Here is a 13,899-nt window from a genome sequence, read left to right on the forward strand (position 1 = left end):
TGGCATGAAGCTGAATGAAGCGCGGCTCGCTCAGGACACCGCTCTTGCGGTATGCGCTCTGGTCGCGCTGCGGCTCGTGGCGGCCGCCTGGACGCCGCTGACCTTCGACGAAGCCTATTACTGGATGTGGTCGAAGGCGCTGGCCGGCGGCTATTATGACCATCCGCCGATGGTGGCGGTCGTGATCCGGCTCGGCACCATGATCGCCGGCGACACGCCGCTCGGCGTGCGGCTGGTCTCGATCCTGCTCGCGCTGCCCATGAGCTGGGCGGTCTACCGCGCGGCTGCGATCCTGTTCGGCGGCAGCCGTGTCGCCGCCTGCGCCACCATCCTGCTCAACGCGACGCTGATGGCCGCCGTCGGCACGCTGATCGTGACGCCGGATGCGCCGGTGCTGGTCGCGGCGAGTTTCCTCTTGTTCTCCCTCGCCAAGGTGCTGGAGAGCGGCCGCGGCGTCTGGTGGCTTGCGGTCGGCGCCAGCGCGGGCGCGGCGCTGCTGTCGAAGTACAATGCGCTGTTCTTCGGACCCGGCATCCTGATCTGGCTGACGGTGGTGCCGAAGCTGCGGCGCTGGTTTCTGTCGCCCTGGCTCTATCTCGGCGGGCTGGTCGCGCTCGCGATATTCGCGCCGGTGATCCTCTGGAACGCCGATCATCATTGGGTGTCGTTCATCAAGCAGATGGGGCGGGCGCGGATCGAGGATTTCCACCCGGCCTACATTGCCGAACTGGTCCCGACCCAGTTCGTCTTCGCCACGCCGCTGGTCTTCATCCTCGGCGTGATGGGGCTTTACGCGCTCTATCAGCGCCGCGCCGGCGCGCTGCCGGCGCGCGTGCTGGTCAACACGATGTTCTGGACCATCGTGCTCTATTTCATCTGGCACTCGCTGCACGCGCGGGTCGAGGCCAACTGGTTCGCGCCGGTCTATCCGGCCTTCACGATCGCGGCCGCGGTCGCCGCGATCCAGGTGCAATGGTCGGCGCGCCAGCAGCGCACCGTGGACTTCTGCCGCCGCTGGGCGGCGCCCGGCGGCGTCGTGCTGTTCGTGCTGCTGATCGTGCAGGCCAACACCGGACTGCTGTCGGGTTATCACCGCGACTCCACCGTGCGCAGCGTCGGCGTCGGCTGGCCGCAGCTCGCGAGCGAGATCGAGGCGGTGCGCGTCCGGGTCGGGGCGAGCTGCGTGCTGGCGCCGGACTACGGCACCACCGGCTGGCTCACGTTCTATCTGCCGAAGGGTACCTGCGTCGCGCAGCACGGCCAGCGCATCCGCTGGGTCAACATGCCCGAGCCGGATCGGTCGCAACTGTCCGGCAAGCTGCTCTACGTGCATGACGTCGAGCAGAGCCTGCCGAAGTCGATGCGCGAGACGTTCGCCAGCATCGCGACGGTCGGCGAGGCCCAACGCATGCGCGGGCCGCTGACGGTCGAGACCTACGCGCTCGAGGCGCTGCAAGATCCGAAGGGCGAGGTGTTCGATCGCTCGCTGCCGCCTGAGCTGCTGCGCGAGGTCAACACGCCGCCCGACGCCTCGCCGCGCGGCTGATCTTTCGCGGTCGGGAGATGATTGTTGCCCGATCCCCGCGCGATTACGGGACGGTCGGCAATGAAATTCTCCGCAGCTTCCGGGCGCGTCGGATGGGGCTGCAAATGTCCCATGATGGGACAGAAAATGCCTTTCATCGATCTGTCGCCATCTTAAAAAAGCCCCATGCCACAGGCACTTCCCGCGCTGCAGGGGATCGCGTCCGGTTAAGTCGCATTTAACTAAAAGTCGCCTTAATGGCCGCCTGTGCCCCCTGCGCGACATCGCGCCGAACATTGTTCGGCGCCGCGTCGAGCAAGGGACTTGGGTGGATCTGTTTTGAGCGCCGGGCGTATGGGTACGAGTGCGAGTGCGTATGTTCTTGGGGCGCCGAGCCGCAGGAAACCTTCCCGAAAAATCCTTCCGCAGCATTTCCTCGGCAGCGCCGCGGTGGCGGGGCTGGTGCTCGGCTGCGCCTGGACCGTCTATGCCAACATCTTCGCCGCCAGCGTCTATCCGTCGGTGAGCAATGCGGCGTTCGATGCGCCAGTGGTTAAGCGGCCCGTCGCCGTCGCGTCGCGGCCCACGCCCGCGTTCAACGAGGTATTCGCGTCGCTGACGCCTCCGCCGGCCGCGGCCGCGAAGACCGAGGTCGCCAAGTCGGAAGCTGCGAAGTCGGAACCTGCTGCACCTTCGCTTATGTTTAACGATCGGTTTGCGGCGGCATCGCCGGACGGCGTGCCGTCGAGCGTCGTGGCCGACGCCGCGCCGCAGATCGACCCGATCAAGCAGGCGGCCGCGCCGAAACTCGCCGACGCGCCCAAGGTGGTCGCGACCACAAAAATCACCGAGGCCTCCAAGCCGTTGCCGTCGCCGAAATCCGTCGAGGCCGCCAAGAAGGAGGCCGCCGCCAGCTTGCAGGTGGCGCTCAACGACCCGTCTGCGTCAGTCCAGCCCAAATCTGAGCCGAAGTCTGCCGAGACCCGGTCGGCGTCGAAATCCGGCAGCGGCACGGTGCGCGACATGGCCGCGCGCGCCAAGGCGGCGGTGATGTCGATCGCCTCGAACGACCGGCAGACCATGGTCGAGAAGCTGTGGGGCAAGCGCGAGTCGAGCGGCGGGCTGTTGTCGTTCGCGTCGGCCGACGCCAACGTCACCGGCAGCATTCCCTCGACGCTGGATCAGAACCCGATGCTCGGCGGCTCGCCGCCCTATGACCGCCAGACCGCGGTCTACGACATCTCGGCGAAGACCGTGTATCTGCCCGACGGGACGCGGCTCGAAGCGCATTCCGGCCTCGGCTCCCGGATCGACGATCCGCGCTCCGCGCATCTGAAGATGGTCGGCGTGACGCCGCCGCACATCTATGAGCTGAAGCCACGCGAGGCGCTGTTCCACGGCGTGCCGGCGCTGCGCCTGACGCCGATCGGCGGCGAGGGCAAGATCTTCAACCGCGTCGGCCTGCTCGCGCACACCTACATGCTGGGTCCGAACGGCGACTCCAACGGCTGCGTCTCTTTCAAGGATTATTACGCGTTCCTCGATGCCTACCGCAACAAGGGCATCCGCCGCCTCGCAGTGCTGGCGCGGGTTCAGTAGGCGCGACGGCGCGCCGCATCTGAAGCGGTATTATTGCATACGCTCCGTCCGTTTCGCGAACGGGCGCCGGATATGGTAACCTTCCGGCAGCCCAGCGAGTCCCGGATCGGCAAGCGACATGTGTCCTGCATCTCTCCTCGAAACTCCGCCGCCGATCGCGACTGAGGCGTTCGTCGATGCCGAGGCGGCGGTGAGTCGTCTCGAGGAGATCTACGAGCGCAACACCACCTTCCTGCGCGATCGCTTCGAGGCCTATGTCAACGGCGCGCCGCTCGCGGCGCGGGTGCGCGCGTGTTATCCGTTTGTCCGCATCACGACATCGTCCCACGCGCGGCTCGACTCGCGCCTGTCCTACGGCTTCGTCGCAGGCCCCGGCGTGCACGAGACCAGCATCACGCGGCCGGATATTTTCCGGACCTATCTCACCGAGCAGATCGGGCTGCTGATCAAGAACCATGGCGTCGCGGTCGAGATCGGCGAGTCCGGCGAGCCGATCCCGATCCATTTCGCCTATCGCCGCGATATCAACATCGAGGCGGCGCTGACCATCGCCGACAGCTCGGCGTTCACGCGCTCGCTGCGCGACGTGTTCGATACGCCCGATCTCGCCGCGATGGACGATGCGATCGCCGACGGCACGTTCGAGCTGAAGCCCGGCGCGCCCGAGCCACTTGCGCTGTTCCGCGCGGCGCGCGTCGATTACTCGCTGCGCCGGCTCTATCACTACACCGGCACCGATCCGGAGCACTTCCAGAATTTCGTGATCTTCACCAACTACCAGTTCTATGTCGATGCCTTCGTGCAATTGAGCCAGCAGCGCCTCGCGTCGGGCGAGGCGGGACTCGAAGCGTTCATCGCGCCGGGCAATGTGATCACGCGCAACGCGCGGCTCGGCGGCGGCACCAGCGGGAGCTTTCCCGAGCGCACCCCGCAGATGCCGGCGTTCCATCTCGTCGCGCCCGGCTATCGCGGCATCACGCTGATCAACATCGGGATCGGTCCGTCGAATGCGCGCAACATCACCGACCACGTCGCGGTGCTGCGTCCGCACGCCTGGCTGATGATCGGCCATTGCGCCGGCCTGCGCAACACGCAGCGGCTCGGCGACTACGTGCTGGCCCATGGCTATGTGCGCGAGGATCACGTGCTCGATCACGAGCTGCCGCTGTGGGTGCCGATCCCCGCGCTGGCGGAGATGCAGGTCGCGCTCGAGGAGGCGGTCGGCGAGGTCACTGGCCTCAACGGCTTCGAGCTGAAGCGGCTGATGCGCACGGGCACCGTCGCCAGCGTCGACAATCGCAACTGGGAGATCAGCGGCCCGCAGGTGATCAGGCGGATGTCGCAGTCGCGCGCCATCGCGCTCGACATGGAATCGGCGGCGATCGCCGCCAACGGCTATCGCTTCCGCGTGCCCTACGGCACGCTGCTCTGCGTCTCCGACAAGCCGCTGCACGGCGAGATCAAGCTCGCGGGCATGGCGAGCAATTTCTACCGCCAGCGCGTCGGCCAGCACCTCGAGATCGGCCTCAAGGCGTTGGAGCGGCTCAAGCAGCAGGAATCCGAACGCCTGCATTCGCGCAAGCTCAGGAGCTTTGCCGAGGTCGCGTTTCAGTGAACTGCTCGTCATTCCGGGACTCGCCAACGGGTCGCGCGAATGCGCGCCCGATGCCAGGCTCCGCGAGAAGCCGGAATCCATTGGAGGAGAACCCTCTGCTGCTGCGGCTCAAGGAGCTGGAGTCGCTGGAGCGCCTGGTCGAGAAGGTCGGCCGCATCGACTTGCATGCCGGCAACGGCGAGGGCCTCGATGCGCTGCTGACGCGGCTGGTCCGCCTCAAGGCGCCCGAGAGCGCGTAAGAGAAGAAGGGCCGCCCACGGGCGGCCTTTCATTTCATTCGGGGACAGCGTTGCTCGACGTATTGCGGTAACCTATCCTCCGTCATTCCGGGGCGCGCGAAGCGCGAGCCCGGAATCCATTCATCCAATATGTCCGGCGGCAATTTCCGGATACAGATCAAGCCACTGCGGATTCTTCTCTTCAATCAGCCTGATCTTCCAATCCCGTCGCCACTTCTTCAATTCCTTCTCATGCGCGATGGCCGTGACTGCATCGTCATAGATCTCGAACCAGACGAGCCTGTCGACCGCGTACCGCTTCGTGAAGCCGGCGACCACCTTGCTCTTGTGCTCGTAAATTCGCCGCACGATCTCGTTCGTCACACCGAGATACAGCGTGCCGTACTTGTCGCTCGCGAGAAGGTAGACGTAATAGGCCATGAGCAAGCGGCGGAATGGATTCCGGGCTCGCGCTTCGCGCGCCCCGGAATGACGAGGGATGGTAGTGGTGGCTTGCGGAACAAATCAACACGCAACTCAAAACAAAAACCCCGGCATCGCTGCCGGGGTTTTGCATTCCGTGTCTTGCCTGAATGGCCGGACTTAGAAGTCCATGCCGCCCATGCCGCCGCCCGGAGGCATTGCGGGGCCGGCCGCGGCCTTCTTCGGCAGCTCGGCGACCATCGCTTCCGTGGTGATCAAGAGCGCGGCAACCGAGGCCGCGTTCTGGATCGCGGTGCGCACGACCTTGGTCGGGTCGATGATGCCCTTCTTGACGAGGTCGGCATAATCGCCGGTCTGGGAGTCGAAGCCGTAGGTGTAGCCCTTGTTCTCCAGGATCTTGCCGACGATGACCGAGCCGTCTTCACCGGCGTTGATCGCGATCTGGCGAGCCGGAGCCGACAGCGCCTTGCGCACGATCTCGACGCCGGTCTTCTGGTCGTCGTTCTTGGTGCGCAGGCCCTTCAGCGCCTCGGAGGCACGGAGCAGGGCGACGCCGCCGCCCGGGACGATGCCTTCCTCGACGGCCGCGCGGGTCGCGTGCATCGCGTCATCAACGCGATCTTTGCGCTCCTTCACCTCGACCTCGGTCGCGCCGCCGACGCGGATCACCGCGACGCCGCCAGCGAGCTTGGCGAGACGCTCCTGCAGCTTCTCACGGTCGTAGTCCGAGGTGGTCTCCTCGATCTGCGCCTTGATCTGGGCGACGCGGGCGTCGATGTCGGCCTTCTTGCCGGCGCCGTTGACGATCGTGGTGTTCTCCTTGTCGATCATCACCTTCTTGGCGCGGCCGAGCATCTGCAGCGTGACGTTCTCGAGCTTGATGCCGAGGTCTTCCGAGATGGCCTGGCCGCCGGTCAGGATCGCGATGTCCTGCAGCATGGCCTTGCGGCGATCGCCGAAGCCCGGAGCCTTGACGGCCGCGACCTTCAGGCCGCCACGCAGGCGGTTGACGACGAGGGTGGCGAGGGCTTCGCCTTCGACGTCCTCGGCGACGATCACCAGCGGCTTGCCGGTCTGCACCACGGCCTCGAGCAGCGGCAGCAACTCGTTCAGCGAGGAGAGCTTCTTCTCGTTGATGAGGATGTAGGCATCGTCCATCTCGACGCGCATCTTGTCGGCGTTGGTGACGAAGTAGGGCGAGATGTAGCCGCGGTCGAACTGCATGCCCTCGACGACGTCGAGCTCGGTCTCCAGCGACTTGGCTTCCTCGACCGTGATCACGCCCTCGTTGCCGACCTTCTTCATGGCGTCGGCGAGGAACTTGCCGATCTCGGCATCGCCGTTGGCCGAAATGGTGCCGACCTGGGCGATCTCCTCGTTCGAGGTGACCTTCTTCGAGTTCTTCTGCAGGTCCGCGACCACGGCTTCGACCGCGAGGTCGATACCGCGCTTGAGGTCCATCGGGTTCATGCCGGCGGCGACCGACTTGGCGCCTTCCTTCACGATCGCCTGGGCCAGCACGGTCGCGGTGGTGGTGCCGTCGCCGGCCGCGTCAGCGGACTTGGAGGCGACTTCGCGCACCATCTGCGCGCCCATGTTCTCGAACTTGTCGTCGAGCTCGATCTCCTTGGCGACGGTGACGCCGTCCTTGGTGATGCGGGGAGCGCCGAACGACTTCTCGAGCACCACGTTGCGGCCCTTCGGACCGAGGGTGACCTTCACCGCGTTGGCGAGAATGTCGACGCCGCGCAGCATCTTGTCGCGTGCCTCGACGGAGAATTTGACTTCTTTAGCTGCCATCTGAGTTTTTCCTTGAGAGAATTAAACCGGGAGGGAGAGGGGCTCAGGCCGCCTTCTTCTTGGAAGCGGGGACGTCGAGGACGCCCATGATGTCGCTTTCCTTCATGATCAAGAGGTCTTCACCGTCGATCTTGACTTCGGTGCCGGACCACTTGCCGAACAGCACGCGGTCGCCGACCTGCACGTCGATCGGGATCAGCTTGCCAGCTTCGTCGCGGCCGCCCGGGCCGACGGCGATGACTTCGCCCTGCGAGGGCTTTTCCTTGGCAGTGTCCGGAATGATGATGCCGCCAGCAGTCTTCTCTTCGGCGTCGATGCGCTTGACCACGACGCGGTCGTGAAGCGGACGGAATTTCATGCAGTCCTCCTAAACATTTGTGGATGCTGTAGATTCTTGAATTGTTAGCAGTCTGACTGGGTGAGTGCCAATCTGCTGCGCGAGAGATAGGCCAAGGCCGGGCGGCGGGCAAGAGCCTCCTAGCAGAAATTTGGCACTCCAGGAGCACGGCTGCCAGCATGATTTCAGCATGCTTAACCGGCTGGCCCGCGCGTACGTCGCGCTATTAGCAGACGCGGTAAGCTGCTGCCAGTGCAAGAGTTTTCAACTGCCCGTTAAACATTTAGGCTTGTGAGGAGTTAGTCGCTTGCGTCACATTTCTCTCATGTGAGCGCATCCATGCCGGTGGTCCGGCGGGCCGGCCCCCATGCGGATGCGCTCCGTCACAGGAGGTTTGGCATGGACTCGCAGGTTGGTGGGGGCGCTTCCGATGATTTCCGGAAGCAGTTGCTTGGGTACGGTCTGACGACGGCACAGATCCTTTACCGGATGCCGGATCATCCGGCGCTGCTGCAGACCTACGTCTGGCAGAACTACGACCTGTTCCCGAAATTTCCGGCGCTGCAGGATTTCCTGGCCTTCTGGCAGGACAAGCTGGAAGGGCCGTTGTTCTCGGTGACGGTGGCGCATTCCAAGCTGATCAAGCCGGCCGAACTGCGCGCCGTCGACGGTGTCTTCCGGCTGCACTAGCGCCGAATTTCAGATCAGTCGTGTGCGCACGCCGAGCAGGGGGGCACGGCGCTTGCGCTGCTTTGCCCACCCAGCGAGGCGCGGATTGTGCTAGCCTCGCTCCGTCAAGACGACGGGAGGTAAACATAAACAATGGCCAAGCAAAAAGCGGCATCAAGACCCGCAGCCAAGACTGCGGTGCGGAAGAAATGGACGGGGCTGCGGACAGCAGCCAAATCGACCGCGCGGAAAACCATCAAGTCGAAGGGCCGCGTCTCGGCCGCCAAGAAGCCGGCGAAGGCCGCAACCAAGGCCCGTCCGAGGCAGCGCGTCGCGATCAGCCATCACCGCGAGGAGGATTTCAAGGCCGACGGCCTGCGCGCTTACGCCAAGTATCGCGACCTCGGCATCGCCGCCGCCAGCCATGGCCTCGCGCAAGCGCACGTCATCCGGTTGCAGGGACCGTGCAATCCGGAGGAAGTGTCGAAGCTGCACTTCCACGACGTCGAATTCCAGATGGTCTACGTGCTCAAGGGCTGGGTGAAGACCTACATCGAAGGCGAGGGCGAGACACTGATGCAAGAAGGCAGCGCCTGGACCCAGCCGCCGCGCATCAAGCACATGATCCTGGATTATTCCGACGACGTCGAACTGCTGGAGGTGATCCTGCCGGCCGAATTCAAGACGGTCGAGCTGAAGGCCTGATCGTCCCGGAACGACGGGTGGATGGCTCTCGTAGCCCGGATGCAGCGAAGCGAAATCCGGGGCCTGCATCCGCGCAAGAATCCCGGATTGCGCTGCGCTGCATCCGGGCTACTGCTTCGCCATCCTCTCCCCGTCGTTCCGGGGCGCGCGCAGCGCGAGCCCGGAATCCATTCCTCCACATGGCTTGCGGCCCGATGGATTCCGGGCTCGACGCTTCGCGTCGCCCCGGAATGACAGCGGTGGGCACGGTCACGTCATCACTCCGACGATTGCGCCCATCAGGCACGTCGTCAGCGTGCCCGAGACGATCGACTTCAGTCCGAGCGCGTTGATCTCCTCGCGGCGCTCCGGAGCCATCACGCCGAGGCCGCCGATCATGATGCCGAGGCTGGCGAAGTTGGCAAAACCGCACATCGCATAGAGCATGATCAGCCGCGAGCGCGGATCGAGCGCGTCGGGACCGAGCTTCGACAGCTCGACATAGGCGATCAGCTCGTTCAGCACCGTCTTGGTGCCCATCAGGCTTCCGGCCGTGATCGCCTGCGGCCAGGGCAAGCCCATCAGCCAGCACACCGGTGCCATCAGATGGCCGAGCAGCCGCTGCAGCGAGATCTTTGCGCCGCCGATCTCGGGCAGCAGGCCGATGATCGCGTTGACCAGGTAGACCAGCGCCACCAGCACCAGCAGCAGCGCGACGATGTTGAACAGCAGCTCGAGCCCGGTCGTGGTGCCCTTCACGATCGCATCCATCGTCGAGGCGACCGGGACGTCGGGATCGTCGAGCGATCCGCCGGTGCGGCGGCCGGAGGTTTCCGGCACCATGATCAGGCTAACCAGGATCGCGGCTGGCGCGCCCAGCACCGACGCAATGACGAAATGCGCGGCGGCATCCGGAATGAGCGGCGCAAGCAGCGTGGCGTAGAGCACGAGCACGGTGCCTGCGATCCCGGCCATGCCGCCGGTCATCACCAGAAACAATTCGCTGCGGGTCAGCTGCGCCAGGTAGGGGCGGATGAACAGCGGCGCCTCCACCATGCCGAGGAAGATGTTGGCCGCCGTCGAGAGCCCGACCGCGCCGCCGACGCCGAGCGTGCGCTCGAGCAGCCAGGCCATGCCGCGCACCACCGGCGGCAGCACCCGCCAGTAGAACAACAGCGTCGTCAGCACGCTCATCACGAGCACGATCGGCAGCGCCTGGAAGGCGAGGATGAAATCCGAGCCCGGCGTCTTCGGATCGAATGGCAGCGTGCCGCCGCCGACATAGCCGAACACGAAGGCGGTGCCGGCCCGCGTCGCGGCGCCGATGGTGCCGACCGCCTCGTTGATCGCGCCGAAGGCCTGCGCAACCAGCGGCACCTTGATCAGAACCAGCGCGGTGACCATGGTGACGGCAAGGCCGATCGCGGCCTGCCGCAGCGACACCATCAGGCGATTCTCGCTGAGCGCCCAGGCGATCAGGAGCAACGCCAGTACGCCGAACGCCGATTGCAATTGCAGCATCATGTCCCCGAAACATTTCGCGCGATTATGTCAGGGACCTCGCTTGGCGCAATGCTGTTGCGCGTTGGCATTGCCGCCATTGACAAGTTGCAGTCCGTCGGCCACGCCATCAGCCATGCCCACCGCCACGCCCGTCGGCGCCCGCGATCTGCTCAGCCACCGGCCCTTCCTGTTTTTTCTGTCGTCGCGCAGCCTGTCGCGCTTCTCCAGCCAGATCGGCGCGGTGGCGATCGGCTGGCAGATCTACGAGCTGACCGGCAGCGCCTTCGACCTCGGCATGGTCGGCCTGATCCAGTTTCTGCCGACGGCGCTTCTCGTGTTCGTCGCCGGTCATGCCGCCGACCGCTTCGAGCGCAAGCGCGTGGTGCAGGCCTGCCAGTTCGCGGAAGCGCTCACCGCGCTGCTGCTCGGGTTAAGCACCTTCGCCGGGACGATTTCCGAGGTGCAGATCTTCATCGCCAGCTTCGTGCTCGGAATTGCCGGTGCGTTCGAGAGCCCGGCGACCGCCGCACTGCTGCCGCTGATCGCGCCGCAGGGCTCGCTGCAGCGGGCGACCGCGATCTCGAGCGGTGCGGCGCAGGTCGCGACCATCACCGGGCCGGCGCTCGGCGGCTTCGCCTATGCGCTGATGCCGAGCGTGCCCTACGGCGTGATGATGCTGTTCTGGCTGTTCGGCGCGCTGCTGACCAGCGGTATCGGGCATCTGCCGCAGGCGCCGGTGAAGGACAGCCCGTCGTCTGATGACGTGTTCGCCGGCGTCCGCTTCGTGCGCAGCAATCCGGCGATCCTCGGCACCATCTCGCTCGATCTGTTCGCGGTGCTGTTCGGCGGCGTCACCGCGCTGCTGCCGATCTATGCTCGCGACATCCTGCAGACCGGTCCGCTCGGCCTCGGCGTGCTGCGCGCGGCGCCCGCGGTCGGCGCGCTCTTGATGACGACGGTGCTGGCGCGTCATACGATCAGCCGCCGGGTCGGGATGCGCATGTTCCAGGCGGTGATCGTGTTCGGCGTCGCGACGGTGGTGTTCGCGCTGTCGCAATGGATGTGGCTGTCGGCGCTGGCGCTCGCGGTGCTCGGCGCCGCCGACACGATCAGCGTCGTGATCCGCTTCTCGCTGGTGCAGCTGGCGACGCCGGACGCGATGCGCGGCCGCGTCGGCGCGGTGAACTTCCTGTTCATCAACGCCTCCAACCAGCTCGGCCAGTTCGAAAGCGGCGTCGCCGCCGCGCTGCTCGGTACCGTGCCATCGGCCGTGCTCGGCGGGCTCGCCACGGTCGCGATCGCGCTGCTCTGGATGAAGCTGTTCCCGACGCTGCGGAACGTGGAGAAGCTGGAGTAGGGGCAGGGTAGTCTCTATCCACCGTCATTGCGAGGAGCGAAGCGACGACGCAATCGGAGCGATGGATTGCTTCGCTTCGCTCGCAATGACGGAGATCGCGGGGCTAGCTCTGGCCTTCCTCGCCCCGCCTGCGGGGAGAGGTCGGATCGCATGCAGCGAAGCGAAATGCGATCCGGGTGAGGCGGACTCTCCGCGAGTCAGCTCTCACTGTCCTGGGCGCGATTTCGGAATATTGGAAGAGTATCCCTGAGTTGCCCGACGTGTCAAGGACGTCGGACGCCGTGTCGAAGTCGGCAGCCCGCCGGCTCCTTTGCATGGGGTTGTTTTCCGTGTTTTGGCAGTGCGCCCCCTGTTGCCGTCCTCGCGGAGACTCCCCCTCATCCCGACCTTCTCCCCGCAGGCGGGGAGAAGGGGAAAGGATCAGCCGCGGCCGACGAACGGCATCTTCGTCGCCATCACAGTCATGAACAGCACGTTGGCATCGAGCGGCAGGCTGGCCATGTAGGCGACGGCGTCGCCGACCGCCTTGGCGTCCATGCGCGGCTCGTGCTTGGTGGTGCCGTCGGGCTGCAGCACGCCGGGGCCATTGACCATGCGGTCGGTCATCGGGGTCGCGGCGTTGCCGATGTCGACCTGGCCGACCGCGATGTCGTACATGCGGCCGTCGAGGTTGGAGGCCTTGGTCAGGCCGGTGATGGCGTGCTTGGTCGAGGTGTAGGCGGCGGAGAACGGCCGCGGCGCGTGCGCCGAGATCGAGCCGTTGTTGATGATGCGGCCGCCGCGCGGGTTCTGGTCCTTCATGATGCGGAAGGCGTGCTGCGTGCACAGGAACGGGCCGGTGAGGTTGGTGTTGACCACCGCCTGCCATTGCTCGAGCGGCAGGTCCTCGAAGTTCACGGGCGGCGCGCCCATGCCGGCATTGTTGAAGAGCACGTCGAGCCGGCCATAGGTGGTCTTGACCTTGTCGAACAGTGCGGCGATCGAGGCCGGGTTCGTCATGTCGGCCGAGACGCACAGGCTCTTGCCGATATTGTCGCCGAGCTTCTTGGTCTCCTCCAGCATCTCCATGCGGCGCCCGGCGAGCACGACGGTGTAGCCTGCGTTCATCAGCGCGAGCGATGCCGCGCGTCCGACGCCGGTGCCGGCACCGGTGACGAGCGCGATCTTGTTGGTGGCCTCAGTCATCTGGTTTCCTCTTACTTGGGCTTTGCCTATTTGGACTTGGCTTCTTTGGACTTGGCTTCGGTTTCGTTTTTGTAGGGCGGCCGTGGGATGTTCTGGTGCGCCGCGCGCAGCGCCGCCGACCAGCGCGAGCGCAGGTCGTGGAAATAAGGCTCGCCGGCCTCGATGCGGTGGTTGAGGTCGGCCTCGCAGGCGTCGCTGCGCACCACCAGCACGTCGATCGGCAGGCCGACGCCGAGGTTGGAGCGCATCGTCGAGTCCATCGAGATCAGCCCGGTCTTCAGCGCCTCATAGAGCTCGACGTCGTAATGCATGGCGCGGTCGAGCACCGGCTTGCCGTATTTGTGCTCGCCGATCTGCAAGTAGGGCGTGTCGGTGGTGCATTCGATGAAATTGCCGGCGGTGTAGACCATGAACAGGCGCATCCGCGAGCCCTTAATCTGGCCGCCGAACAGGAACGAGACGTCGAACGAGATGTCCTCCGCGCGCAGCGCGTCACCCTCGGTGGCGTGCACGGCGCGGATGGCGCGGCCGATCCGCTGCGCCGCCTGGAACATGGTCGGCGCGTTCATCAGCGTCTCGCGCTCGCCGGTCTCGGGATTTTCCATCCCCTCGGTCAGGGTCGACAGCACCGACTGGCTGATCGCCAGATTGCCGGCGCTCGCGACCGCCATGATGCGCTCGCCGGGCTGCTCGAAGATGTGCAGCTTGCGGAAGGTCGAGACGTTGTCGAGCCCGGCATTGGTGCGGGTATCCGCGATCATGACGAGGCCGTCTCGCACCAGAATTCCGCAGCAATAGGTCATTTCCAGTCCCCGAACGGCCCGAGTTTATCGGCGGGAAACTAGTAGCCAATTTCGCCGGGCCATCCAACCCCAATTCCCGCCGCGGGAGGCGCCGCGAATGGACCAAGCTGCCCCTGGGAGGCGGCGGTTGGAGGCATCAGAGAAGACGTCATGCACGCAT

12 protein-coding genes and 1 pseudogene are annotated in these 13,899 nt (G+C 65.5%); 7 read left to right on the forward strand and 6 right to left on the reverse strand.

Going from position 1 to position 13,899, the window contains the following annotated elements; genetic code table 11:
* The first annotated feature begins 4 nt into the window (after window positions 1-4).
* The 4 genes and pseudogenes from J6500_RS13205 to J6500_RS13220 all read left to right on the forward strand — a co-directional run.
* Entirely contained in the window at window positions 5-1,546 is a 1,542-nt protein-coding gene (locus tag J6500_RS13205; RefSeq protein ID WP_225713143.1) for a glycosyltransferase family 39 protein, read from the forward strand.
* A gap of 429 nt (window positions 1,547-1,975) precedes the next feature.
* A complete protein-coding gene (locus J6500_RS13210) occupies window positions 1,976-3,124 on the forward strand; it encodes a tlde1 domain-containing protein (RefSeq protein ID WP_376707794.1) in 1,149 nt (382 codons plus the stop codon).
* Between the two features lie 118 nt (window positions 3,125-3,242).
* Window positions 3,243-4,739 (forward strand): AMP nucleosidase, encoded by a 1,497-nt coding sequence (locus J6500_RS13215; RefSeq protein ID WP_225713144.1) that lies wholly within the window; start codon window positions 3,243-3,245, stop codon window positions 4,737-4,739.
* 80 nt (window positions 4,740-4,819) lie between these two features.
* Window positions 4,820-4,978, forward strand: a pseudogene (locus J6500_RS13220) (slipin family protein); the annotation flags it as partial.
* 120 nt (window positions 4,979-5,098) lie between these two features.
* Here the strand turns inward: J6500_RS13220 and J6500_RS13225 are convergent.
* From J6500_RS13225 to groES, 3 genes are all read right to left on the reverse strand, one after another.
* Entirely contained in the window at window positions 5,099-5,398 is a 300-nt protein-coding gene (locus tag J6500_RS13225; protein WP_225713145.1) for a GIY-YIG nuclease family protein, read from the reverse strand.
* Window positions 5,399-5,560: 162 nt separating this feature from the next.
* Complete coding sequence (gene groL / locus J6500_RS13230; RefSeq protein WP_225713146.1) at window positions 5,561-7,201, reverse strand: chaperonin GroEL; 1,641 nt, start codon at window positions 7,199-7,201, stop codon at window positions 5,561-5,563.
* Window positions 7,202-7,244: 43 nt separating this feature from the next.
* Window positions 7,245-7,559, reverse strand: coding sequence for a co-chaperone GroES (groES, locus tag J6500_RS13235; protein WP_225713147.1), 315 nt, complete (start codon window positions 7,557-7,559; stop codon window positions 7,245-7,247).
* Window positions 7,560-7,937: 378 nt separating this feature from the next.
* Between groES and J6500_RS13240 the strand changes: the two genes are divergently transcribed.
* The gene (locus tag J6500_RS13240) at window positions 7,938-8,228 is read left to right on the forward strand and encodes an usg protein (protein WP_225713148.1); all 291 of its coding nucleotides are present in this window, start codon (window positions 7,938-7,940) and stop codon (window positions 8,226-8,228) included.
* Between the two features lie 132 nt (window positions 8,229-8,360).
* Window positions 8,361-8,912 (forward strand): cupin domain-containing protein, encoded by a 552-nt coding sequence (locus J6500_RS13245; RefSeq protein WP_225713149.1) that lies wholly within the window; start codon window positions 8,361-8,363, stop codon window positions 8,910-8,912.
* A 249-nt stretch (window positions 8,913-9,161) separates the two neighbouring features.
* On the opposite strand, the gene J6500_RS13250 is transcribed toward J6500_RS13245, so the two are convergent.
* A complete protein-coding gene (locus tag J6500_RS13250) occupies window positions 9,162-10,412 on the reverse strand; it encodes a NupC/NupG family nucleoside CNT transporter (RefSeq protein ID WP_225713150.1) in 1,251 nt (416 codons plus the stop codon).
* A gap of 115 nt (window positions 10,413-10,527) precedes the next feature.
* Between J6500_RS13250 and J6500_RS13255 the strand changes: the two genes are divergently transcribed.
* Window positions 10,528-11,751 carry an MFS transporter gene (locus J6500_RS13255; RefSeq protein WP_225713151.1) on the forward strand — a complete coding sequence of 408 codons (1,224 nt, stop codon included), beginning with the start codon at window positions 10,528-10,530 and terminating at the stop codon, window positions 11,749-11,751.
* Window positions 11,752-12,171: 420 nt separating this feature from the next.
* Here the strand turns inward: J6500_RS13255 and J6500_RS13260 are convergent, their stop codons facing one another.
* Window positions 12,172-12,936: an SDR family oxidoreductase gene (locus J6500_RS13260; protein WP_225713152.1), complete on the reverse strand. Its 765-nt coding sequence runs from the start codon at window positions 12,934-12,936 to the stop codon at window positions 12,172-12,174.
* Between the two features lie 26 nt (window positions 12,937-12,962).
* Window positions 12,963-13,739 carry a proteasome-type protease gene (locus J6500_RS13265; RefSeq protein ID WP_225713153.1) on the reverse strand — a complete coding sequence of 259 codons (777 nt, stop codon included), beginning with the start codon at window positions 13,737-13,739 and terminating at the stop codon, window positions 12,963-12,965.
* Between the last annotated feature and the right edge of the window lie 160 nt (window positions 13,740-13,899).

The organism is Bradyrhizobium semiaridum, assembly GCF_020329505.1.
Classification (GTDB): Bacteria; Pseudomonadota; Alphaproteobacteria; order Rhizobiales; family Xanthobacteraceae; genus Bradyrhizobium; species Bradyrhizobium semiaridum.